Raw genomic sequence first — 22,601 nt, forward strand, 5'->3', positions numbered from 1 at the left:
GCCTCATGAGCACGAATCGGGACGACGTCAAGGACTTCCTCGTGAGCCGCCGTGCCCGGGTGCGCCCGGACCAGGTGGGCCTGCCCGGTGGGCCCAACCGGCGCGTGGCCGGCCTCCGCCGCAGCGAGGTCGCGATGCTCGCCGACGTCAGTGTGGAGCACTACTCGCGGCTCGAGCGCGGCAGCCTCTCCGGAGTCTCCGACGGCGTCCTGCACGCCATCGCCGGTGCGCTGCTCCTCGACGACGCGGAGCGCGACCACCTGTTCGACCTCGCACGAGCGGCGAACGCCTCCCCGGTGCGTGGACAGCGCCGTGCAGCGACGCCGAAGACCCTGCGCGTCGGGTTGCAGTACACGCTCGACGCGTTCACCGGCGGGCCGGCGTTCATCCGCAACGACCGACTCGACCTGCTCGGTGCGAACGCGCTCGGCCGGGCGCTCTACGCGGACCTGTTCCGGAAGGCGGAGCGGCCGAACCTCGCTCGCGCCGCGTTCCTGGACCGTGACTGGGCCGACGCGTTCCACCCGGACTGGGACGTCGCCGCCGACCAGAGCGTCGCGATCCTCCGCACTGCCGCCGGCCACGACCCTCACGACGAGGACCTGCAGGCGCTGATCGGTGAGCTCTCGACGCGCAGCCCGGAGTTCCGGGCGAAGTGGGGTGCGCACGACGTCCGTCGGCACGCCACGGGCGAGAAGCACTTCGTCCACCCCGTCGTCGGTGCCCTCGACCTGCACTTCGAGGGGTCGCGGCTCATGAGCGACCCGGGTCTGAGTCTGCTCCTGTACAGCGCGGAGCCCGGCTCCCCGACCGCGGACGCGCTCCGGCTGCTCGGTTCGGTCGCTGCGACCGACCGACGCGACGCGGTGGACGCCGCTGGGCGTGGCGCGGCCGACCGGAGCTGACCCTGCGTCGACACGACGTACCGGTCACTCGGTCCGGATGCGCATCGAGGCCAGCGCCGCGACGACCAGCACGGCGGCCGCCACCACGAAGCTGGTCTGCGTCCCGACGACGAACTGCGACCGGTCGGCCAGGAACGCCCCGAAGACCGCGATCGCCACCGCCCCACCGACCTGCCGGAAGGTGTTGAACACCGCACTCGCTGTCCCCGACCGTTCAGCGGGGACGCTGGCGAGGACGACCGACGTCGCGGGCGGCATCGCGACCGATCCGCCCGCGCCGGTCAGGATCGTGCACACCGCGACCGCGACGACCGAGTCGTACGGCGCGAGCACGATCATCACGACGATGCCGATCGCCATCGTGGTGAGTCCCGCGACCACGGGGACCCGAGCGCCGAATCGGTTCACGAGGGTGCCGCTGACGATGTTGCCGACGATGCTGAACGCCGCGGACGGCAGGAACACCAGCCCCGCGGCCAGGGGGGACAGTCCGAGGTGCTGTTGCAGGTAGAGACTCAGGACGAAGACGCTACCGAAGTTGCCGACCATGAACGCGAACCCGACGCCGAGCGCGATCCGCATCCGACCGGAGCGGAACAGGTCGAGCGGCATCATCGGGTTCCGGCCGTGGGCCTGCACCAGCAGGAAACCGGCGACCGCGACGGCCGCGAGCACCAGCGCGACGACCACGTACCACCGGTCGAAACCCGTCGCACCGCCTTCGATGAGGCCGAAGACGAGCCCCGCGAGCGCGAGCAGCGCGAGGACCTGCCCGGCCGGGTCGAACCGAGCCGGTCGCCGAGGCGATGGCGCCACCCGGGCGAGCATCACGAGCATCGCCGCGCACACCGGCAGGTTGATGGCGAACACGAGGCGCCAGTCGAGCGTCGTCAGCGCGCCGCCGAGGATCGGCCCGACCGCCCCGGCGACCGCACCGCCGACCGCCCAGATGCCGAGCGCGTGCGCCCGTTCACGCGCATCCGGGAAGGCTTCGCGGATGAGTGCCATCGAGGCCGGCAGCATCACCGCTGCGGCTGCCCCTTGGAACGCCCGCGCTGCGATCAACGCGCCGAGCGTCGGTGCGAGGGAACACGCCACGGACGCCACGAGGAACCCGGCGATGCCCCAGCCGATCGCCCGTTTCGCCCCGATGCGCTCGGACAGGTTGCCCGCGAACAGCAGCAGCGAGGCGAACAGCAACGTGTAGGCGTCGATCACCCACTGCAGCCCCGCGGTGCTGCCGCCGAGCTCTCGCCCGATCGTCGTCAGCGCCACGTTCACGATGAGGATGTCGAGCGTGATGAGGAAGAAGCCGAGCGAGGCGAGCACGAGCGTCAGCCGCGCGGCGCGGCGCGGGCCCTGCTCGGTCGGGACGTCGGCTGCGGTCGGAGCGGTCACGGTTCGATGCTCTCCTGGCTGCGCTCGTCGGGGGATGCCCTGACCGGGAACCCCTCGCGACAGATCGAACAGACATAGGATGTCTCACGCTCCCGACATCGCCGTCGTGAGCTGCCGCAACCGATCGGAGCACGTCGTGCACGAACCGCTCACCCCGCTGGACCCGACCACCCTGCCCGAGCCCGTGGACGTGTCGGACAACACCGCGGCCCTGGCCGCGGTCGATGCCGTCGTGCGCTCGGGCCCGTACGACGCGACCTGGGCATCGCTGCAGCAGTACCGCGCACCGCTCTGGTATCAGGACGCCAAGTTCGGGATCTTCGTCCACTGGGGCGTCTTCTCGGTCCCCGCGTTCCGGAACGAGTGGTACTCCCGCGACATGTACCGCGCCGGGACCCCCGAGTTCGCGCACCACGCCCGGACCCACGGCCCGCACGACGCGTTCGGGTACAAGGACTTCATCCCGTCGTTCACGATGGAGCACTTCGACGCCGCGGCGTGGGTCCGGGTGTTCCGCGAGGCCGGCGCGCAGTTCGTCGTCCCGGTCGCCGAGCACCACGACGGCTTCGCGATGTACGACACCGACCGCTCCCGCTGGAGTGCCGCGCAGCTCGGGCCCGGGCGTGACGTGTTCGGTGAGCTCCTCGTCGCCGCGGACGAGGCATGGATGGTCCGTGGCGCGTCGTCCCACCGTGCCGAGCACTGGTTCTTCATGAACGGCGGGACGAAGACCCCCTCGGACGTGCTCGATCCGCGGTACACCGACTTCTACGGTCCGGCGCAGCGCGAGGAGACCGCCCCGAACGAGCGCTTCCTGGAGGACTGGCTGCTCCGCACCGTCGAGCTGATCGACAAGTACCGCCCGCAGGTGCTCTGGTTCGACTGGTGGATCGAGCAGCCCGCGTTCCAGCCGTACGTCCGGACCCTCGCGGCCTACTACTACAACCGCGCCGCCGAGTGGGGCCGCGAGGTCGTCATCAACTACAAGTGGGAGACGTTCGCGCCGGGCAGCGCCGTGTACGACATCGAGCGCGGAGCGATGGCCGACACACCGGAGACCGTCTGGCAGAACGACACCGCGATCGCCAAGACCGCGTGGAGCTGGATCGAGGGCCACGACTACAAGACCGTGCGCGACCTGGTCGCCGAACTCGTCGACGTGGTCGCGAAGAACGGTGTGCTGCTGCTCAACACCGGGCCGAAGGCCGACGGCACCCTGCCCGAGGCCGAGGTCCGCATCCTCCGCGGCATCGGCTCGTGGCTCGCGGTGAACGGTGAGGCGATCTACGGCACCCGGCCGTGGACGATCTCGGGCGAGGGGCCGACCACTCGTCCCGCCGGCTCGTTCGTGGACGCCGACACGGTCGAGTACACCGCCGAGGACGTCCGGTTCACCACGCGCCACGACGTCACCGGCGACGCCGTCTACGCGACCCTGCTGGCCGATCCCGACGAGGGGTCGGCCCGCATCCGGGCGTTCGGGTCGGCCTCGGGCCTGCTCGGCCGCACCATCCGGTCCGTCGCCGTGCTCGGCCACTCCGGCGAGGTCGACTGGGAGCAGCGCCCCGAAGCGCTCGTGGTCGCGCTCGACGGCATCACCAGCGTCGACTCCGGTCCGGTGGTCCGAGTGCGACTCGCGCCGGTGGTCGAGCAGGAGCGGCAGGACTTCCTGCACCAGTGACCGGGGAAGCCGGCCCGGGGACGCCGGCGCGACGATCCGTCGCGGTCAGAACGGTGCGGCGCGACTACTCTGAGGCGGACGGTCGTCCGACGAGGATTGGGATGCTGACCTGAACTGGATCATCGCGAACTTCGGTCTCGTCTGGGGCCTCACCGTCACCCACGCGGGTCTCGCGGCCGTGCCCATCGTCCTCGGGTTCGTCGTGGCGGTGCCGTTGGGGTGGGTGGCGAACCGGTGGCAGGCAGTCCGATCGGTCATCGTCGGCGGCGGCAGTCTGCTCTACACGATCCCGTCCCTGCCGCTCTTCGTGATCCTGCCCTACCTGCTCGGCACCCGCATCACGGATCCGGTGAACATCGTGGTGGGGCTGTCCGTGTACGCGGTCGCCATCATGGTGCGGTTGGCAGCTGACGCGTTCGCCGCCGTTCCGGCGGACGTCGTCGACTCGGCCACCTCGGTGGGGTACTCCGCCTGGGGACGTTTCTGGACGGTCGAGCTCCCGTTGGCGGGTCCCGTCCTCCTCGCGGGGATGCGGGTGGTCTCGGCGAGCACCGTCGCCCTGGTCTCGGTCGGCGCCCTGGTCGGTTCCGCGAACATCGGGTTCCTGTTCACGGACGGGCGACAGCGTCAGTTCCTCGAGGAGATCCTGGTCGGCGTGGCAGCGAGTCTCTTCGTCGCACTGGTCTTCGACACCGTCCTGGTGGCGCTCGGGCGCGTCCTGATGCCGTGGTCGCGACGGATCCAGGTGCGGTCGCGTCGGTCGCGCCGTCGGGCCGCGCTGGCGACGATCGAACGGGGGGCCTGACCGTGCAGTTCTTCCTCCATGCCGTCGCCTGGCTCCTCGACCCGGCGAACTACCGCCCCGGGCTCCAGACCCCGCTCCCGATCCAGGACCGGATCGGCGAACACCTGCTGTACACGTTCATCTCGGTCGCCATCGCCGCGCTGATCGCGCTGCCACTGGGCCTGTACATCGGTCACACCGGGCGCGGGCGCAGCTTCGTCATCGCCTTCAGCGGGTCCATGCGCGCGCTGCCGACGCTGGGCCTGCTCGGCACCCTCTTCGTCATCATCGGGATGACCGTGCCGTTCACGCAGACCGCCTTCATCGCGTCCATCATCGCGTTCGTCGTCCTGGCGATCCCCTCGATCCTCGCCGGGGCGTACTCCGGTGTGGAGTCCGTGGATCCGCAGACCGTGGACGCCGCACGCTCGGTGGGGATGACCGAGTTGCAGATCCTGCTCAAGGTCGAGGTGCCGCTGTCACTGCCGCTGATCATCGGCGGGATCCGCGCATCGGTCCTCCAGGTCATCGCGACCGTCGTGATCGCGTCGTACATCTCGCTGGGCGGACTCGGCGCGATCATCTCGACGGGCATCAGCCTGAACGACAACGACCTCATCCTCGGTGGCGCGTTGCTCGTGACGGTCCTCGCCCTCGTGATCGACGGCCTGTTCGCCCTCGCACAACACCTCACCCGCCGCGGCCCCGAGGGGCAGACCCGCCGGCGCCGCACACACGTCCGCGCGCTGCCACTCCGGCGCCGCGCGGTGACGGCACTCTCCGTCGACGAAAGGGACCACTGATGTTCACAGCAGGCACCAGGACACGTATCCTCGCGGGTGTGATCGCGGTCGGGGCGATCGTGGCGCTCTCCGGTTGTTCCACCTCGGACCCCACGAAGCCGGCATCGGGCGGGGGCGACGGATCGGGCAGCACGCCGATCGTGGTCGGTTCGTTCAACTTCCCGGAGAGCGAGATCCTGGGCAACATGTACGCGCTCGTCCTGAAGGACGCCGGGTTCGACGTGACGACCAAGTTCAACCTCGGCCCGCGGCAGACCACGATCCCCGCGCTCAAGGACGGTTCGATCAACCTCATGCCGGAGTACAACGGCAACCTGCTGTTCTTCTACGACACCAAGGCCACCGCGAAGACGACAGCGGAGGTCGACGCCGCGCTGAAGACCGAGATCCCGAAGGACTTCCAGGTGCTCGAGCCGTCTCCGGCCGAGGACAAGGACGCCTACGTCGTGACCCAGGCCGAGGCCGAGAAGAACGGCCTCACGTCGATCGGTGACCTCTCCAAGATCGAGCCGTTCACGCTCGGAGCCAACCCGCAGTTCGGCACCCTTCCGTACGGCATCCCTGGGCTCAAGTCCACGTACGGCGTGGACAAGGTCACGTTCAAGTCGATCGAGGACTACGGCGGGCCCGACACGGTCAAGGCACTCGTCGACGACACCGTGCAGGTGGCCGACATCTACACGACGTCGCCCGACCTCGTGACGAAGAAGCTGCTCGTGCTGAAGGACCCCGAGAACCTGATCGCGTCGCAGAACATCCTGCCGTTCCTGAACAAGGACATCTACAGCGCGAAGCTCGCGTCGACGTTGAACAAGCTGTCCGAGAAGCTGACGACCGATGACCTCATCGAGCTGCGCAACCGTGTCGAGGGCAGCGAGAAGGCGCAGGCCGCGACCGCCGCGAAGGACTGGCTGACCAAGGAGGGGCTGCTCAAGTAGCTCGGGGACCGGCAGGGCCGTCGTCACGCCTCGTCCCGCAACCGACGGACGAGCTGGTCCAGCCGTGCCCGCAGCCGCTCCGGCACGCGGTCTCCGAAGCGGTCGAAGTGTGCCCGCAGCTGCTCGGCCTCGGCTGACCAGGCCGTCGGGTCGACGGCGAACAGTTCGTCGATCGCGAAGCCGTCGAGGTCGAGCCCGGCCAGGTCGAGTTCCCCCACCGCGGGCAGCCCACCGACGGGGCTCCAGTCCACGTCCGCCGAGCCGTCGAGCCGTCCGGCGATCCACTCGAGCACCCGGACGTTCTCGCCGAACCCTGGCCAGAGGTAGCCGCCGTCCGAGGACTTGCGGAACCAGTTCACGCGGAAGACGCGCGGCGCCCTCGAGCCGAGCCGGTCACCGATCTCGAGCCAGTGTGCCCAGTGGTCCGCCATGTTGTAGCCGCAGAAGGGCTGCATCGCGAAGGGGTCGAGGCGGAGTTCGCCGACGGGTCCCTCCGCCGCCGCGGTCTGCTCGCTGGAGATCGTGGAACCGAAGAACACGCCGTGTTCCCAGTCCTCGGCCTCGGCGACGAGCGGCACGTTGGTGGCGCGGCGACCGCCGAAGACGATGGCGTCGATCGGCACGCCGTCGGGACTGTCCCAGTCGTCCGAGATGGTCGGGCACTGGTCCGCCGCGACCGTGAAGCGTGCGTTGGGGTGCGCCGCCGGTGTCGCACTGCCCGGCTCCCACGGCTGTCCGCGCCAGTCGATGAGGTGCCGCGGCGGTTCCTCCGAGGCACCCTCCCACCAGACGTCGCCGTCGTGCGTCATCGCGACGTTCGTGAAGATCGTGTTCGAGCGGACGGTGGTCATCGCCGCCGCGTTCGTGTCCGGGCCGGTCCCGGGCGCGACGCCGAAGAACCCGGCTTCGGGGTTGATCGCCCACAGACGGCCGTCGGCACCGGGGCGGAGCCACGCGATGTCGTCACCGATGGTCTCGACCTTCCAGCCGGGTAGCGTCGGCGTCATCATCGCGAAGTTCGTCTTGCCGCAGGCCGACGGGAACGCGGCCGCGACGTGCAGGACCTTCCCCGCGGGCGTGGTGACGCGGATGAGCAGCATGTGCTCGGCGAGCCAGCCGTCCGCGCGGGCCATCGACGACGCGATCCGGAGGGCGAAGCACTTCTTCGCGAGCAGCGCGTTGCCGCCGTACCCCGAGCCGTACGACCAGATCTCGCGGGTCTCCGGGAAGTGCGCGATCGTCTTGGTCGAGTTCGACGGCCACGGCACGTCCGGGATCCTGGTTCCGTCGTCGTCCACGAGCGGCATGCCCACGGTGTGCAGGGCCGGGACCCAGACCGTGTCCGGCGCGATCTGCGCCAGGGCTTCAGCGCCCATCCGGGTCATGATCCTGGTGGACACCACGACGTAGGGCGAGTCCGTGATCTGGACGCCGACCTGCGAGATCGCCCCGCCGACCGGCCCCATCGAGAACGGTACGACGTAGAGCGTCCGCCCGCGCATCGCGCCCCGGAAGCGCGCCGTGAGCTCGGTGCGCATGACGTCGGGTGCCCGCCAGTTGTTGGTCGGGCCAGCGTCGGCCTCGGTGGCGGAGCAGATGAAGGTGCGGTCCTCGACCCGTGCGACGTCCGCGGGGTCACTCCTGGCGAGGAAGCTGCCCGGGCGCAGGCCCTGGTCCAACGCGATGAGGGAGCCGGCGGCGACCATCTCGGCGAGCAGTCCGCGGTTCTCGGCCTCGCTGCCGGAGCACCAGACGACCTGGTCCGGTTCCGTCAGGGAGGCGACCTGGTCCACCCACCGGCGCAGGGCCTCCAGACCGGCTCCTGGCTCGATGGTCGATCCGATCGTCTCGGTGATGACAGTCATGCTGGTCCTTCGAGGTCGGGCGCCCGCGGGGTCCTGCGGACGGCGCTCAGCCGGTCGCGGCGAGCGAGTCGACGCGGAGCCAGGCGGAGTGGTCGGTGAGGTGGGGCGCGCGGGACGGCGGAGCGCCGTCGCCACGGGTGGCCGGTGTGGCGCGGAGTGCAGCACCCCGCTGGGCGACCGCCGCCGCGCCCCAGCGGACCGCGAGTCGTGCGGCGGCCGACGGCGTCGCACCGTCGGCCTCGGCGGACAGGTACCCGGCGAGCGCCGCGTCACCGGCCCCGGTCGTGTCGACGCAGTCGGTCGCGACCCCGGGTACCAGTTCGTGTCGGTGGCCGTCGACGAGGAGCGCCCCGTCGGCACCCATCGTGACGAGGGCGCGTCGTGCGCCCCGCGAGAGGAGGGCGCGCGCTGCACGCACCGTCTCGTCCACCGTCGTGACGGGGTGTCCGACGGCCTGCGCGAGTTCGTCGACGTTCGGCTTCACGAGATCAACCGGCGCGAGCGGGTCGAGCACCGCCGTCAGCTGGTGCCCGGGGACGTCGAACGCGACCGACAGTCCGACGGCGCGGGCCGCGACGACGAGCGGGAGCACGTCGACGAGGTGGTCGCCACCGGCGACGGTCGGGAGGCACCCGGTCACCACGAGCCATCGGGCGTCGGTCTCCAGCGTGGTGCGGAGCACGGCCACGGTCAGCGTCGTCCACTGCGCACGTGTCAGCGGGGCCGGGGCCTCGTTGACGTTCGTGGTAACGCCGTCCGACCCGGTCACGACGGTGTTGACCCGGGTGCGCACCCCGAGGTCCACCGGCGTCAGGCCGGTGCGAGCGTCGTCGTCGAGGGGCGCGAGCGCCTCCGGCGACAACGGGGCGACCGCGTGCGACGCCGCGCCGTGCGCGAGGAGCGCACGGGTGACGTTCACGCCGTTGCCCCCGAGTGTCTCGGTGACGGTGTGGGCGCGGTGCACGGCCCCGCCCCGCAGGGTGTCGACGGAGTACGTCCGGTCGATCGCGGGCGCCGGGGTGAGCGTGACGATCGTGCGTCCCGTCCGGGTCCCCGTCCACGCCGCAGCGTCCGGACGCAGCGTGCTCATGCGGCGACTCGCTCCCCGAGGACGGCACGGATGCGGTCCGCGACGCGCTCGACCGACAGTCCGTACTTGTCGAGCAGGAAGTCGTTCGGTCCCGACTCGGCCCAGGAGTCGGCGAGCCCGACCTTGTGCAGGCGGGCTCCGCTGGCGTGGCCGGCGAGGACCGCCGCGACGACGTCACCGAGTCCGCCGACGACGTTGTGCTCCTCGACCGTGACGACCTGGGCCGCGCCGTCGAGCAGCGCCCAGAGGGCGTCGTCGTCGAGGGGCTTGATCGTCGGCAGGTGCACGTGTCGGACGCGGTGTCCCTCGGCCTCGACGGCGGTGATCGCCTCGACGGTGCGGGAGGTCTGGACGCCGGTCGAGACGACCGTCACGTCAGCGTCGCTCCCCCCGTCGCGGAGCAGCACCGGGGCACCGACGCGGAACTCGTAGCCGTCGTCGAAGACGTCGGCGACCGCGTCGCGGGCGAGACGGAGGTACACGGGGCCGTCGTGGTCGGCGGCCCAGCGGATCATCGCGGCGGCCTCGGTCTCGTCGGCCGGCGCGAGGACGGTCATGTTCGGCAGCGCGCGCATCACCGACAGGTCCTCGATGTCCTGGTGGGTCTTGCCGCTCGCACCGTTGAGCAGCCCGGCGTAGGCGGCGGCGAGGCGGACGGGGGCCTTGGTCTGCGAGACGAGCATGCGCACCTGGTCGAGCGCGCGGTTCGTCAGGAAGACGCCGAACGACGAGAGCCAGGGGCGGTAGCCGAGGGTCGACATGCCGAACGCGATACCGACCATGTTCTGTTCGGCGATGCCGGCCTGGACGAAGCGGTCCGGGTGGGCCTCGGCGAACGTGACCGCCATGGTCGAGGTCGCGAGGTCGCCGTCGACGACGACGATGCGGTCGTCGGTCCGTGCGAGTTCGGTGAGGGTGTCCCCCCACACTGCGCGCTGCGCCTTCATGCCAGGGCCTCCGTCTTCTGGTCGATGAGCAGTTCCGTGCGGGCGGTGTCCAGCTGCTCCGCGGTCGGCACGCCGTTGTGCCACTTGAACGTGGCGCGGGTGAACGAGACACCGTTGCCCTTGACGGTGTGGGCGATGATCGCCGTCGGCTTGCCGGACGTGCCGCGGGCGGCGTCGACCTCGGCGTACGCGTCGAGGATCTCCTCGAAGTCGTGGCCGTTGATCTCGATGACGTTCCAGCCGAACCCGCGGAACACGGCGGGGAGGTTCACGTGCCCCATCGGTTCGCTGCGGTCGTAGCGGTCGTGGTCGCCGGCCGGCCAGCCGTACTGCTGCAGGCCGTTGAGGTCGACGATCGCGGTGAGGTTGTCGAGGCCGTAGCGGGGGGCGTGGATCACGGTCTCCCAGACCATGCCCTCCTCGATCTCGCCGTCGCCGAGCACCACCCAGGTGTGGAAGTCCTTACCCTGCATCTTCGCGGCGATCGCCATGCCGGAGCCAGCCGAGAGCCCCTGCCCGAGGGACCCTGTGGACGAGTCCACCCCCGGCGTGAGCTTCATGTCGGGGTGGCCCTGCAGTCGGGAGTCGCCATGGTCGAAGGTGGCGAGCTCCTCGACGGGGAAGTACCCCCGGAGGGCCAGGACCGAGTACAGCCCGATCGCCGAGTGCCCCTTGGACAGGATGAACCGGTCGCGGTCGGGGTCCTGCGGCTGTTCGGGGTCGATCCGGAGCTGGTGGAAGTAGAGGGCGACCATCAGGTCCATGGCGGACATCGGGCCACCGATGTGCCCCGCCTTGCTCGTCGCGACCGTCTCGAGGACACGCCAGCGTCCTTCTCGGGCGACGGTCTCCAGGTGTTCGACGTCTCTCGCGTCGTTGCGTGTCACGGCGACTCCTTCGTTCTGCGGTGGTGCCAATAAACTATCACTCGGTGAACGGTGTGTCTACTGAGTGAGATTAACTGGATTCGATCAGCAGGGTCGGCGTGGGAGGATGACGACATGGCAGACGGCGCCTCCGACGACGGCGGGATCGAGATCCTCAGCAAGGCCGGCGCGATCATCGACGCACTGGCCGACACCGAGGCGCTGACGGTGAGCGCGCTGGCGGATGCGGTCGGGGAACCCACGAGCTCGACCTACCGCCTGCTGCAGAGCCTCACCGCCATGGGCTGGGTCGATGCCGCCCCAGCACGCGGCACCTACCGGCTCGGGCTCGCCTGCATGCAGATCGGCGGTGTGCTGGAGGACTCGCTCGACGTGCGCGGGCTCGCACTGCCGCGGCTCCGCGAACTCCGGTCGAGCGTCGGCGTTGCCGCACTGCTCTGCTACCGCCGAGGGACGCGTGCCGTGTGCGTCGAACGCCTCGAGGGACACGACGTCCGGTCGGTGGCGATGCAGGTGGGCGACTCGCTGCCGCTCCACGTGGGCGGGGCACCCCGCGCACTCCTGGCGTTCCTGGCCGCCGGCGAACAGCACGCCGTGGTCGACGAACTCCTGGCGACGCCCGCCCTGCCGTACGCCGTCCCGCCCCGGCGCGAGCTGCAGGCGGAGCTCGAGGCGACCCGGACGCGTGGCTACGCTCGGTCCGATCAGGACGTCACGATCGGCATCGCCGCCTTCGGCAGCCCCGTCTTCAACCACCGCGGCGAGCTCGTCGCCGCGGTGTCCATCAGCGGGCTCCGCGAACGGCTCGTCGACCGTGAGTCCGAGCTCGCGGAACTGGTGATGTCCACCGCCGCCGCGATCAGTGCGGACCTGGGGCACGACGGAGGTCGACGTGGCTGAGCGGAAACCGATGCGTGTGCTCGCGAACTCGATGGCGGTGGTCGAGGCCCTCGCCGAGCGCGGGGACCTCTCGCCCGCCGAGCTCGCCGAGGCGACGGGCCTCCCCCGCCCGAGTGTCTACCGCTTCATCGACGGGCTCCGTGCCGTCGGCATGGCGACCACCACGGACGAGAACCGTGCACGCCTCAGCGTGAAGTGGTTGCACCTGGCCGACGCCGCACGGGACGCCATGACCGAGTGGTCCGGCGCCCGACGGATCCTCGACGCTCTGGCCGAGCGCACCGAGCAGACCGCGTTCCTGACCGTGCCGCGCGGCGACGAGGCGGTGTGCGTCGACTGGGCACCCGGTCGAGGCATCGGCGTCCTCACCCTGGCACCGGGCCGTTCCCTGCCGCTGTACGCCGGGGGTGCCGGTCGCCTCGTGCTCGCGTACGCCCGCGACGTCGACGAGTACCTGGCCGACGGGCCCGAGCGTCGACCGCTGACGAGTGCGACGATCGTGGACGCCGACGCGCTCCGCGAGGACGTCGAGCGCACGCGGTCCCAGGGGTACACGCTGTCAATCGACGACGCCACGATCGGGATCGGCGCGCTCGCGTTCCCCGTGCTCGGGGCCGACGGGGCGTTGCTCGGGTGCTTGTCGGTCGCCGGCCGGTCGGTCGACGTCCGCGAGCGGCAGCAGGAGTTCACCGACGCCGCGCGTGCGGCCGTCGCGGAACTGACGAGCGGGGCCACCAGCGAACTGGCGACCCCGCTGTCCTGACGCGCACGCCGTGCCGTCGGCGGGCCCGGGCCGGGCCTGCGGTGGCGCGAGCGCTACCAGCTCACGGCGATGTACTGCGACTCCATGTACTCCAGGAGCCCCTCGGCGCCGCCCTCGCGACCGATGCCGGACTCCTTCATCCCGCCGAACGGCGCCGCCGGGTCGGACACCAGGCCACGGTTCAGCCCGACCATGCCGGACTCGATCCGTCCGCTGATTCGCAGGCCCCGCGCGAGGTCCTGTGTGTACACGTACGACACCAGGCCGAACGGGGTCCCGTTCGCGAGCCGGACGGCGTCGTCCTCGGTGCGGAAGGTGACGACGGGCGCGACCGGCCCGAAGATCTCCTCCTTGAGGATGCGCGCGTGCTCCGGCACCCCGGTCAGGACGGTCGCGGGGTAGAACCAGCCGGGGCCGTCGGGGGACGCTCCGCCGGTCAGCACCGTGGCGCCGTCCTCCTTCGCGCCGTCGACGAGCCGGGCGATGTCGTCGCGGGCGGTCTCGTTCACCATCGGGCCGAGCTGGACCTGCGGGTCGAGGCCGTCGCCCGTCCGGAGCGCGCCCATCGCCTCGGCGAGGCGTGCCGAGAACGCATCGGCGATGCCCTCCTGCACGTAGAAGCGGTTCGCCGCGGTGCAGGCCTCGCCGCCGTTCCGCATCTTGGCGATCATGGCGCCGGCGACCGCCTCGTCGAGGTCGGCGTCGTCGAAGACCACGAACGGCGCGTTGCCACCGAGCTCCATCGACGTGTTGACGACGGACTCCGCGGCGAGCTTCATGAGCTTCACGCCGACTTCGGTCGATCCGGTGAACGAGAGCTTCCGGGCCCGCGGGTCGCGCACCATCTGCTCGACCACGGTGCCGGAGGACCGGCTCGGCAGCACGTTGAGAACCCCGGCCGGCAGCCCTGCCTCGGCGAAGAGCGCGCCGATCGCCAGAGCGGTCAGCGGGGTGTCGCTCGCCGGCTTCAGCACCGTCGTGCACCCGGCGGCGAGCGCCGGTCCGATCTTCCGGGTCGCCATCGCCGCGGGGAAGTTCCACGGGGTGACGAGGATCGCGATGCCGATCGGACGGTGCTCGACGAGGATCTTGTTCGTGCCACCCGGTGCGGTCTGCAGCGCACCCGGGATCCGGACCGCCTCTTCCGCGTACCAGCGCAGGAACTCGGCGGCGTACAGGACCTCGCCGCGGGCGTCGGCGAAGACCTTGCCGTTCTCCGCCGTGATGAGCCGCGCGAACCAGTCGGCGCGCTCGACCATCAGGTCGTAGGCCCGCGACAGCACCTCGGATCGCTTCCGGGGCGGGGTCGCGGCCCAGCCAGCGGCAGCGTCCGCCGCGGCGTCGACGGCCGCCTGGGCGTCGTTCCGGGTCCCGCTCGAGACGGTGGCGATGACGCTGCCGTCCACGGGGTCGTGGACGTCGAACGTCGCACCGTCGGACGCTGCGCGTTCCACCCCGCCGATCAGGAGGCCCGTGGGGACGCCGGCGGTGATGCTCGCCCGGTCGGTCGTCGAGTGCACGGCGTCGGTGGCGTCGCGGACGTCGGTCACGTCGGTCATGAGTGCTCCAGTTCTCGGACGCGGGGTGCGGACTGCGTCAGGTAGAGGCGCTGCTCGCGCTTGTGCTCGTCGTAGGTGGCGCGAGCGTCCTTCGTGCTGTCGAGCGTCGAGACCTCGGCGACCGGCACGTCCCACCAGGCGCCGGAGCCGCCGAAGCGGCCCTGGGCGTCGACGCGGACGTACACGACGCTGGTGCCGTCGTGTGCACGGGCCGCGTCGAGTGCGGAGCGGAAGGTGTCCGCGGTGTCGGCGGAGAAGACCTCGGCACCGTAGCTCGCCGCGTTGGCGACGAAATCGACCTCGAGCCGGCGGCCGTCGTGGCGGAGCGCCTCACCGCGCTCGTTGAAGCGGGTACCGAACGTCTGCGAGCCGAGGGTCTCGGACAGTGCGGCGATCGAGCCGTAGCCGAAGTTGTCGACGATGACGATGGTCATCTGCAGGTGCTCCTGCACCGCGGTCATGATCTCCTGCGACATCATCAGGTACGAGCCGTCACCGACCAGGACGTGCACGCGGCGCTCGGGTGCGGCGAGCTGTGCGCCCACGCCACCGGCGACCTCGTAGCCCATGCACGAGTTGCCGTACTCGATGTCGTAGCCCTTCGGGCTGCCCGGACGCCACAGGCGGTGCAGGTCGCCCGGCATCGAGCCGGCGGCGTTGACCACGACGTCGTCCGGCTCGGCCGAGGCGTTGAGGAGCCCGAGCATCTCGGCCTGGGACAGCGTCCGGCTGTCCTGGACCTCGATGATGCGGTCCACCTCGGCACGCCAGTCCGCGGCGGCCTGCTCGTTCGCGGCTACGACGTCGGCGTCGAGCGTGAAGCCGTCGAGCGCGGCACGGAGTTCGGCGAGCGTCTCGCGGGCGTCGCCGACCAGCGGGATGCCGGATTCCTTGAACGCGTCGATCTCGGCGACGTTGATGTTGACGAACGCCACGTCGGGGTTCTGGAACATGGTGTTCGAGGCCGTCGTGAAGTCGGTGTAGCGGGTCCCGATGCCGATGACCACGTCGGCGTCGTTCGCGATGGCGTTGGCGTACGCGGAGCCGGAGGAACCGAGCGCGCCGAGGGCGAGCCGGTGGTCCCACGGCATGCCGGCCTTGCCCGCCTGCGTCACACCGACGCCGATGCCGGTCGACTCGGCGAAGCGCACGAGCTCCCCGGTCGCCTCGGAGTACACGACGCCACCGCCGGCGATGACGACGGCCTTCTTCGCACCCTTGATGAGCTCGGCCGCACGCTGGATCGCCGCGGCGTCGGGACGGTTGCGGGCGACGTGCCAGACCCGCTCGGAGAACAGCGTCTCCGGGAAGTCGAACGCCTCGGCCTGCACGTCCTGCGGCAGGGCGATGGTGACGGCGCCGGTGTCGGCCGGGCTCGTCAGCACGCGCATCGCCTCGAGCAAGGCTGAGGCGAGCTGCTCCGGTCGGCTGATCCGGTCGAAGTACCGCGACACCGCACGGAACGAGTCGTTCGCGGTGACGTCCATCGCGTACGGGTGCTCCTGCTGCTGGAGCACCGCACCGGTGGACCGGGTGGCGAAGGCGTCCGACGGGAAGAGCAGGACGGGGATGTGGTTCACCGTCGCGGTACCCGCACCGGTGACCATGTTGGTCGCGCCGGGGCCGATCGAGGTCGAGACGGCGAGCGCGCCGAGGCGGTTCTTCGTCTTCGCGTAGCCGGTCGCGATGTGGACCATGCCCTGCTCGTTGCGGCCCTGGTAGTAGGGGAACACGTCCTGGTACTGCAAGAGCGCCTGTCCGAGCCCGGCGACGTTGCCGTGGCCGAAGATGCCGAACGCGCCGCCGAAGAACGGCTGCGTCACCCCGTCACGTTCGACGTGCTGGGCCTGCATGAACTCGACGATCGCCTGGCCCACCGTGAGGCGGCGGGTCGGCTGAGGGTGTTGCACCATTGCGAACTTCCTTTTCGTGGTGGGTCAGGGGCGGACGGGGACGAACGGCACACGCGGATCGGTGCCGAGGGCTTCCCACTTGGCGCGGGCCGGGGCGAGCGCGGGGTCCTCTGCGGCCTGCAGGGTGCGCTTCGGCGCCGGGCCGGCGAGGACGTTGAGGTAGTAGAGGTCCTGGTCGTGGGCGGCCACGGTGGTGTGGTACCCCCAGGGGATGAGGCAGATGTCACCGTCGCGGACCGGGACGTCGAGGTCGAAGTCGCGCTCCGGGCTGTAGACCCGCTGCAGCGCCCAGCCGTTCTCCGGGTCGCGGAGGCGGTAGTAGTAGACCTCCTCCAGCTGCGCTTCGCCGTCGACGTCGTGCTCGTGCTTGTGCGGCGGGAAGCTCGACCAGTTGCCGCCGGGGGTCCACACCTCGACGATGTGCAGGCGGTCGGCCGGGAAGTCGGGTGACATCGGCGTGGAGACCTGCCGTGTCGCGTTGCCGGCACCACGGGTGGCGGATCCGACGTCGTCCGGCGTGACCAGGACGACCTCGTGCTGCTCGGTGGCCGGCGCGGTCGCGATGGCCAGTTCGGCTCCGGGGGTGGCGGTGATCGTCACCGCGGTGTCGCGCGGGACGGAGAGCGTGTGCCCGAGTCCGTCGAAGACCGTGTCCCGGCCACCGAGGCGGTACTCCTCGCCGGCGACCGTGAGGACGAGGTCACCGTGCAGGTTCACGAACGCCCGTTCGTTGCCGTCGGCGGGCAGCTCGACCGTCTCGCCGTCGCCGAAGGTCTTCACCTGGAAGGTGATGAACTCCCAACCGGCGATCTCCGGGGTGATGACGTCCCATGCGCCGTGCTTGAGCACCTGCGGGTCGACCATGTTGTGATCCTCTCTGCGTCGTTGCGTTCGGATGGGAAGAGCATACCGCTTTTCTCGCTGGCCGGACGAATCGTCCGCTGTGAGAAAAGTGCTCAGGCGAGTCGGAGACCGGCTTCAGCGAGCCGGATGCACCGCAGGGTCGTGTCCCGTGCGGCGTCCAGGGCGTCGGCGAGCGACTTCGCGCGGTGCTCGATCGACAGCATCTCGACGCCCCACGGGCCGGACCATCCGACCTCGGCCATCGTGCGGAAGAAGCCGACGACGTCCTGCGCACCCTCGCCCGGGTACCGCCGGTTGTCCCGGGTGTCCTCGAACAGGGTGCGCCCGGCCTCGGGCAGGGCGTCCGCGTCGTTCACCTCGACCCCGACGACCGTCGCGGAGTCCAGCGTGCGGCGGAGCTCGTCGAGCGAGGTCCCGGCGCGGAAGACGTGCCAGGAGTCGACGACCAGGCCGGCGTGGGGATGGTCCACCGCCCCGACCAGTTCGGACCCCTGCGGCAGCGAGGAGATCCCGGCGAAGGGCAGCGGCTCGAGCGCGAGTCGCGTGCCGATCGCCGCGGCCTCGTCGGCCAGCCGGCGGAACGGTCCGACGTAGGGCTCGACCGAGGCGACCGTCGGCGCCGGTGGCGGCGCGATCTTCACCATCGGGCTGTCGAAGGCCTGCGCGGCGTCGCGGAGCAGGTCCCATCGGGCACGCCACGGCGCGTCCGACGGGTCGCGCCACCAGTCCTTGACGAGTTCGACCTCGAGGTGACCGATGCCGAGGCGGTCGGCGTGGGCCCGGAGCGCGTCGAACCCGATCGTGTCCCGGACGACCTCGAGGTCGTCGACGACGAACCCGAGCCCGGTGAACCCGGCGTCCGCCGCGGCGCTGACCCGGTCCCGTGCCGAGAACGAGCTGCGCTCCGACGGGCCGTCCGGCACCGCAGTCCCCGACGTCGTCCAGCAGGTGGCGACGAGGTCGTGGCTGATCCCGGTCATCGCGACAGGTCGACCGAGACCGATCCGCCCGTGCGGGCCGACCGGTCGGCGGCGTCGGCGAGGACGAGCGCGGCGCGGCCGTCCTCGAACCCGGGGCTGCGGGAAGGTTCGCCCCGCACCGCCTTCAGGAACTCGACGACCTCGAGCCGGTAGGCCTCGGCGTACCGCTGCAGGAAGAAGTTCTGGTACGGCTCCAGTGCCTCGACGGCGCCGGCACCCCAGTGCCGGACGAGGGTGTCGGTCTGGTTGCCGACCTGCAGGAGTCCCTCGGACCCGAAGACCTCGAAGCGCTGGTCGTACCCGTACGCCGCGTGCCGCGAGTTCGTGATCACCACGAGCTCGTCGTCCGCACCGCGGAGCGTGACGACCGCGGAGTCGAAGTCGCCGAGTTCGCGGGCCGTCGCACTGAACGTGTTCGCGCCGCGGGCGGTCACCTCGACGATGTCCGGCACGAAGAAGCGCGCCATGTCGAGGTCGTGGATCGTCATGTCGCGGAAGATCCCGCCGGACGACGCCAGGTACCCGGCCGGTGGCTCGGCGGGGTCGCGGCTCGTGATGAGCACCTGCTCCAGCGTGCCGATCTCCCCCGCGCTCACCCGGCGGTGCAGTTCGGCGAAGTGTCGGTCGAACCGCCGGTTGAAGCCGAGCACGATCGGGACGGTTGCCGCCGCGGCCTTCGCGCGGAGCCGGTCGACCCGCTCGAGGTCGAGGTCGATGGGCTTCTCGCAGAGCACCGGGACGCCCGCGTCGATCGCGGCGTCGATGAGGTCGACGTGGGTGGCGGTCGGTGCCGCGATGATGACCGCGTCGACCTCGCCCGAGGCGAAGACCTCGGCCGGGTCGGTGCTGACCTTGCCGCCGTACTCGGCGGCCGTTCGCTCGGCGCCCTCGACGAAGGGGTCGCAGACCCACGCGAGCTCCGCGTCCTCGATGGCGGCCACGCTCATGGCGTGGACCTGTCCGATGCGCCCGGTGCCGAAGAGGCCGATCCGGATCTGTTGCGTCATTGCAATCTCCAGGGGGTGGTGGTCCGCGTGGTCTACGCGGTGGTGGTGGTCCGCGTGGTCGACGCGGTGCTGCGTGGTCGCACGGGACGACCGGTGTGGAACGACTCCGCAGCCGCTTCGGCGAGCGCCGTGGCGACGACCCCGGCCGCGGGCGGGGTGAGACTCTCCGACTCGCCACGGATCATCCGCACGAAGTGGGCGACCTCCTCTTCGAACGCCGGGACGAACCGGTCGCCGAAGGTGTCGTACGGGTTCGCCGGGGCGACGCCGCCAGGCTCGGTGGACGTGATCGGCGTGCGCGGTCCGAAGCCCGCGCCGAACGCGCCGTTCGTCCCGATGACCTCGAGCCGGACGTCCTGGCCGGCGCCGCTCCGCCGGAGCGCTCCGATGCTGCCGACGGCACCCGAGGCGAACCGCAGGGTCACCATCGCCGTGTCGGTGTCCTGGTGGTCGCCGTAGACGGGCTCGTCCAGGACGGACCCGATCATCGAGACCTCGACGACGGGGTCGCCGACGACCCACGGGATGATGTCGAAGTCGTGGACGAGCAGGTCGAGCCACATGCCGTGCGACTGCGGGATGTAGTCCACCGGCAGGGCGTGGTGGTCGTTCTCCGTCGCCTGCACGAGTCGCAGCGCCCCGACGTCACCGTCGAGGACGTGTTGCCGCAACCGCTGGTACCCCGGGTCGTAGCGGCGGTGGAACGCGACCATGATCGGGGTCCCCGTCGCGTCGAGGTCGTGGGACAGCTCGGTGAGCTCGTCCACGCCGAGCGCGAGGGGCTTCTCGATCAGGAGCGGGGTGTGCGAGTCCGCGACGACGCGGGCCAGGTCGGCGTGGGTGTCCGTCGCCGACGCGACGAGGACGCCGTCGAGCGAGGGCAGGACGTCGGTGAGCGGATCGACGGTGGTCGACATCGACGCCCAGCCGGTCTCGCCGCCGCGCTGCTCGTCGAGCCGGGTACGCACGGCCTCGGTCCGGCCGGCGTCGCGACCGACGAGGACGACCTCGTCGACGCCCGGGGTCCTGGCGAGGTTCCGCGCGTGCATCGCCCCGATGCGGCCGAGGCCGGCGACGCCGACCCTCACCGGGTGACCTCGGCGGCCTCGAGCTCGGCGAGGAGGGCGCGGACGAACTCGACGCTCGCACGGGCGTCTTCGATCGGGCCGGTGCCGGGAGCGGGCTCGTCGAGCACGACCTTGTCCTGCTCGAGCACGATCCAGCCGTCGAACCCGGCCTCGACCATGCTCGTCAGGATCGCGCGGATGTCCACGTCGCCCTGTCCGACGGGTCGGTAGAGCAGGTCGGCCTTGATCGCGTCGAAGTAGCTGATCTCGCCGTCCGCCACGCGCTGCGCGCCTTCGAGGGACACGTCCTTGAGGTGCATGTACGCGATGCGGTCGCTGTGCTCGGCGGCGAAGCGGACCGGGTCCGTGCCACCGAGGAACAGGTGCCCGGTGTCGAAGCAGAACGGGATCGTCGAGCCGGCGAGCACGGCGTCGACGTCGTCCTTCGTCTCGACGACGGTCCCGACGTGCGGGTGCAGGGTCGCCGTGACGCCGACCGCGGCCGCAGCCTCGGTGATCCGGTCGAGGTTGGTGAACAGCGTCGCCCACTGCTCGTCGGTGAGCGGCTCGCGCTGGGCGTCGTAGCCGGTCTGCTCACTGTCCGCGCAGACCACGAGCACGGTCGCTCCGGAGGCCGCGTAGTCGGCGAGTTCCTGTTCGATCCGGGGCAGCGGGTCGGTGCCGGGCTGGTGCGCGATGACCGGCACGAAGCTGCCGATCGCCGTCATGCCGAACTCGGCGAGCCGGGCCGCCTTGTCCTCGGGCGCCGGGGGCAGGAACCCCTGGGCGCCGAGCTCGGTGGCCTCGAAGCCGAGGGACGTCATCTCGGCGAGGACGCGCTCCGGCGGCAGCTGGTGACCCCAGCCGTCGACCTCGCTGACACCCCAGGAGATCGGTGCGGTCGCGATGCGGAGGCTCATGCGCGCACCCCTTCGATCTCGGCGGCGACGGCGCTGGTGTTGGCGGTGGTGCCCGGTTCGACGGGCAGGTCGACCCACAGACCCGACTCCGCCGATTCCTCGGCGGCGCTCAGCACGCGGGCCGAGGCGACGGCGTCGTGGATGTTCGATCCGGTGGCCTCGCCGCCGGTGGCCGCGGTGAGGAACTTCGCCGCCTCGATCACCTTGAGGTCGTCGTAGCCCATGCTCGTGCCGGAGCTCGGCTGGAACCGGGAGTAGTCAGGGAAGTACCCGTCGGCGAACGCGCGGGTGTAGCCGACGTGCTGCCCGGTGCGGGCGAGGGCCACCTCGAGCTCGTTGAGCCGCTCGAAGTCCCAGCGGACCGACCCCTCGGTGCCGAAGATCTCGAACGCGTACTCAGAACGCGGACCGACGGCGATGCGGGAGGCCTCGAGGTTGCCGATCGCGCCGGCGCCCACGGCGGAGTCGCCGAATCGGACGAGCATCGTGGCGTAGTCCTCGTTCTCGACGGGCAGCAGCTTGCCGGCGTCGGGCGTGCCGGGCAGCCCGGGGCGCTCGGTCAGGTAGGTGCCGGTCGCAGCCGAGATCGAGCCGATCGGGCCGAGGACGTAGTGCATGAGGTCGACGAGGTGCCCCATCAGGTCACCGAGGACCCCGCTGCCCGAGGTCGCCCGGACGAAGCGCCACGTCAGCGGGTCCGCCGGGTTCGAGGAGAAGCCGCCGAAGAACCGGCCACGGACGTTCGTGATCCGGCCGAGGGCACCGTCGAGGACGAGCTGGCGTGCGTGCTGCACGGCCGGGACGTGCCGGTAGTTGAAGCCGATCGTGGTGGCGACACCGGCGGCGTCGGCGGCTGCGGCGACGGCTTCGGTCTCGGAGGCCCCGCGGCCGACGGGCTTCTCGATCCAGAACGGCTTGCCGGCCTCGGCCGCGGCGATGCCGATCTCGGCGTGCAGCGAGTTCGGAGCGCAGATCGACACGACGTCGACCTCGGGGTCGTTCAGGACCTCGCGGTAGTCGGAGACGACCTTCTCGTAGCCGAGGACGTCCTTCGCGTAGTCGCGACCGGCCGGTGCCACGTCGGCGGCGACGACGAGGCGGGGACGGATCCCGAGCTCCGGGTAGACGAGTGGGAGGAGGGCGTAGGAGCGCGAGTGGAGGCGCCCCATCCAGCCGACACTGATGAGCCCGACTCCGACCGAGTGGGGTGCGCTGTTCTCTGCCACAGGTGCTCCTTTGCTTCCTGGCGAGGATTTTGAACCGGTCCAAAATCTGGACCGGTTCAATGTACGACCGCGGTTTCGCCGGTGTCAACCTCAGCGCATCACGC

20 protein-coding genes are annotated in these 22,601 nt (G+C 70.9%); 7 read left to right on the forward strand and 13 right to left on the reverse strand.

Annotation, left to right across the window (positions count from 1 at the left end; genetic code table 11):
• The first annotated feature begins 5 nt into the window (after positions 1–5).
• Positions 6–905: a helix-turn-helix domain-containing protein gene (locus ACIPV1_RS12290; RefSeq protein ID WP_402726488.1), complete on the forward strand. Its 900-nt coding sequence runs from the start codon at positions 6–8 to the stop codon at positions 903–905.
• A 24-nt stretch (positions 906–929) separates the two neighbouring features.
• Here the strand turns inward: ACIPV1_RS12290 and ACIPV1_RS12295 are convergent, their stop codons facing one another.
• Entirely contained in the window at positions 930–2,303 is a 1,374-nt protein-coding gene (locus ACIPV1_RS12295) for an MFS transporter (RefSeq protein ID WP_402726489.1), read from the reverse strand.
• A 79-nt stretch (positions 2,304–2,382) separates the two neighbouring features.
• On the opposite strand from ACIPV1_RS12295, the gene ACIPV1_RS12300 reads away from it, so the two are divergent.
• The 4 genes from ACIPV1_RS12300 to ACIPV1_RS12315 all read left to right on the forward strand — a co-directional run bounded on the left by ACIPV1_RS12300 (position 2,383) and on the right by ACIPV1_RS12315 (position 6,509).
• The gene (locus tag ACIPV1_RS12300; RefSeq protein ID WP_402726490.1) at positions 2,383–3,984 is read left to right on the forward strand and encodes an alpha-L-fucosidase; all 1,602 of its coding nucleotides are present in this window, start codon (positions 2,383–2,385) and stop codon (positions 3,982–3,984) included.
• 178 nt (positions 3,985–4,162) lie between these two features.
• A complete protein-coding gene (locus ACIPV1_RS12305; protein ID WP_307860918.1) occupies positions 4,163–4,789 on the forward strand; it encodes an ABC transporter permease in 627 nt (208 codons plus the stop codon).
• 2 nt (positions 4,790–4,791) lie between these two features.
• Positions 4,792–5,571 carry an ABC transporter permease gene (locus ACIPV1_RS12310; protein WP_123310133.1) on the forward strand — a complete coding sequence of 260 codons (780 nt, stop codon included), beginning with the start codon at positions 4,792–4,794 and terminating at the stop codon, positions 5,569–5,571.
• A complete protein-coding gene (locus ACIPV1_RS12315) occupies positions 5,571–6,509 on the forward strand; it encodes an ABC transporter substrate-binding protein (protein ID WP_402726491.1) in 939 nt (312 codons plus the stop codon). The genes ACIPV1_RS12310 and ACIPV1_RS12315 overlap by 1 nt, the downstream gene beginning before the upstream one ends.
• A gap of 23 nt (positions 6,510–6,532) precedes the next feature.
• Here ACIPV1_RS12315 and ACIPV1_RS12320 read toward each other — a convergent pair whose 3' ends face one another.
• The 4 genes from ACIPV1_RS12320 to ACIPV1_RS12335 are packed head-to-tail and all read right to left on the reverse strand — an operon-like array spanning position 6,533 to position 11,298.
• On the reverse strand, positions 6,533–8,374 hold the full coding sequence (locus ACIPV1_RS12320; protein WP_402726492.1) for a phosphoenolpyruvate carboxykinase (GTP): 1,842 nt from the start codon (positions 8,372–8,374) through the stop codon (positions 6,533–6,535).
• 46 nt (positions 8,375–8,420) lie between these two features.
• Positions 8,421–9,464, reverse strand: coding sequence for a 1-phosphofructokinase family hexose kinase (locus ACIPV1_RS12325; protein ID WP_402726493.1), 1,044 nt, complete (start codon positions 9,462–9,464; stop codon positions 8,421–8,423).
• Complete coding sequence (locus tag ACIPV1_RS12330; protein ID WP_131846995.1) at positions 9,461–10,411, reverse strand: transketolase family protein; 951 nt, start codon at positions 10,409–10,411, stop codon at positions 9,461–9,463. The genes ACIPV1_RS12325 and ACIPV1_RS12330 overlap by 4 nt, the downstream gene beginning before the upstream one ends.
• Positions 10,408–11,298 carry a transketolase gene (locus ACIPV1_RS12335; protein WP_131846994.1) on the reverse strand — a complete coding sequence of 297 codons (891 nt, stop codon included), beginning with the start codon at positions 11,296–11,298 and terminating at the stop codon, positions 10,408–10,410. The genes ACIPV1_RS12330 and ACIPV1_RS12335 overlap by 4 nt, the downstream gene beginning before the upstream one ends.
• A gap of 114 nt (positions 11,299–11,412) precedes the next feature.
• Between ACIPV1_RS12335 and ACIPV1_RS12340 the strand changes: the two genes are divergently transcribed.
• Together ACIPV1_RS12340 and ACIPV1_RS12345 are read left to right on the forward strand one after the other, a co-directional pair.
• Positions 11,413–12,198: an IclR family transcriptional regulator gene (locus ACIPV1_RS12340; protein ID WP_402726494.1), complete on the forward strand. Its 786-nt coding sequence runs from the start codon at positions 11,413–11,415 to the stop codon at positions 12,196–12,198.
• On the forward strand, positions 12,191–12,961 hold the full coding sequence (locus ACIPV1_RS12345; RefSeq protein ID WP_402726495.1) for an IclR family transcriptional regulator: 771 nt from the start codon (positions 12,191–12,193) through the stop codon (positions 12,959–12,961). The genes ACIPV1_RS12340 and ACIPV1_RS12345 overlap by 8 nt, the downstream gene beginning before the upstream one ends.
• Before the next feature lie 53 nt (positions 12,962–13,014).
• Here ACIPV1_RS12345 and ACIPV1_RS12350 read toward each other — a convergent pair whose 3' ends face one another.
• The 8 genes from ACIPV1_RS12350 to ACIPV1_RS12385 form a co-directional block, all read right to left on the reverse strand.
• Positions 13,015–14,520, reverse strand: coding sequence for an NAD-dependent succinate-semialdehyde dehydrogenase (locus ACIPV1_RS12350; protein WP_402726496.1), 1,506 nt, complete (start codon positions 14,518–14,520; stop codon positions 13,015–13,017).
• Positions 14,517–16,433 carry a 3D-(3,5/4)-trihydroxycyclohexane-1,2-dione acylhydrolase (decyclizing) gene (iolD, locus tag ACIPV1_RS12355; protein ID WP_131846990.1) on the reverse strand — a complete coding sequence of 639 codons (1,917 nt, stop codon included), beginning with the start codon at positions 16,431–16,433 and terminating at the stop codon, positions 14,517–14,519. Before iolD ends, ACIPV1_RS12350 begins: the two co-directional genes overlap by 4 nt.
• A gap of 24 nt (positions 16,434–16,457) precedes the next feature.
• Positions 16,458–17,297, reverse strand: coding sequence for a 5-deoxy-glucuronate isomerase (gene iolB / locus ACIPV1_RS12360; protein ID WP_402726497.1), 840 nt, complete (start codon positions 17,295–17,297; stop codon positions 16,458–16,460).
• 92 nt (positions 17,298–17,389) lie between these two features.
• Positions 17,390–18,277 (reverse strand): sugar phosphate isomerase/epimerase family protein, encoded by an 888-nt coding sequence (locus ACIPV1_RS12365; protein WP_402726498.1) that lies wholly within the window; start codon positions 18,275–18,277, stop codon positions 17,390–17,392.
• Positions 18,274–19,284, reverse strand: a complete 1,011-nt coding sequence (iolG, locus tag ACIPV1_RS12370; RefSeq protein ID WP_402726499.1) for an inositol 2-dehydrogenase — start codon at positions 19,282–19,284, stop codon at positions 18,274–18,276. Before iolG ends, ACIPV1_RS12365 begins: the two co-directional genes overlap by 4 nt.
• 32 nt (positions 19,285–19,316) lie before the next feature.
• Positions 19,317–20,372, reverse strand: a complete 1,056-nt coding sequence (locus ACIPV1_RS12375) for a Gfo/Idh/MocA family oxidoreductase (RefSeq protein ID WP_402726500.1) — start codon at positions 20,370–20,372, stop codon at positions 19,317–19,319.
• The gene (locus ACIPV1_RS12380; protein WP_402726501.1) at positions 20,369–21,271 is read right to left on the reverse strand and encodes a sugar phosphate isomerase/epimerase family protein; all 903 of its coding nucleotides are present in this window, start codon (positions 21,269–21,271) and stop codon (positions 20,369–20,371) included. Before ACIPV1_RS12380 ends, ACIPV1_RS12375 begins: the two co-directional genes overlap by 4 nt.
• Positions 21,268–22,497 (reverse strand): Gfo/Idh/MocA family protein, encoded by a 1,230-nt coding sequence (locus ACIPV1_RS12385; RefSeq protein WP_402726502.1) that lies wholly within the window; start codon positions 22,495–22,497, stop codon positions 21,268–21,270. Before ACIPV1_RS12385 ends, ACIPV1_RS12380 begins: the two co-directional genes overlap by 4 nt.
• Between the last annotated feature and the right edge of the window lie 104 nt (positions 22,498–22,601).

It is taken from the genome of Curtobacterium sp. NPDC089991, from assembly GCF_044748425.1.
Lineage (GTDB): Bacteria > Actinomycetota > Actinomycetes > Actinomycetales > Microbacteriaceae > Curtobacterium.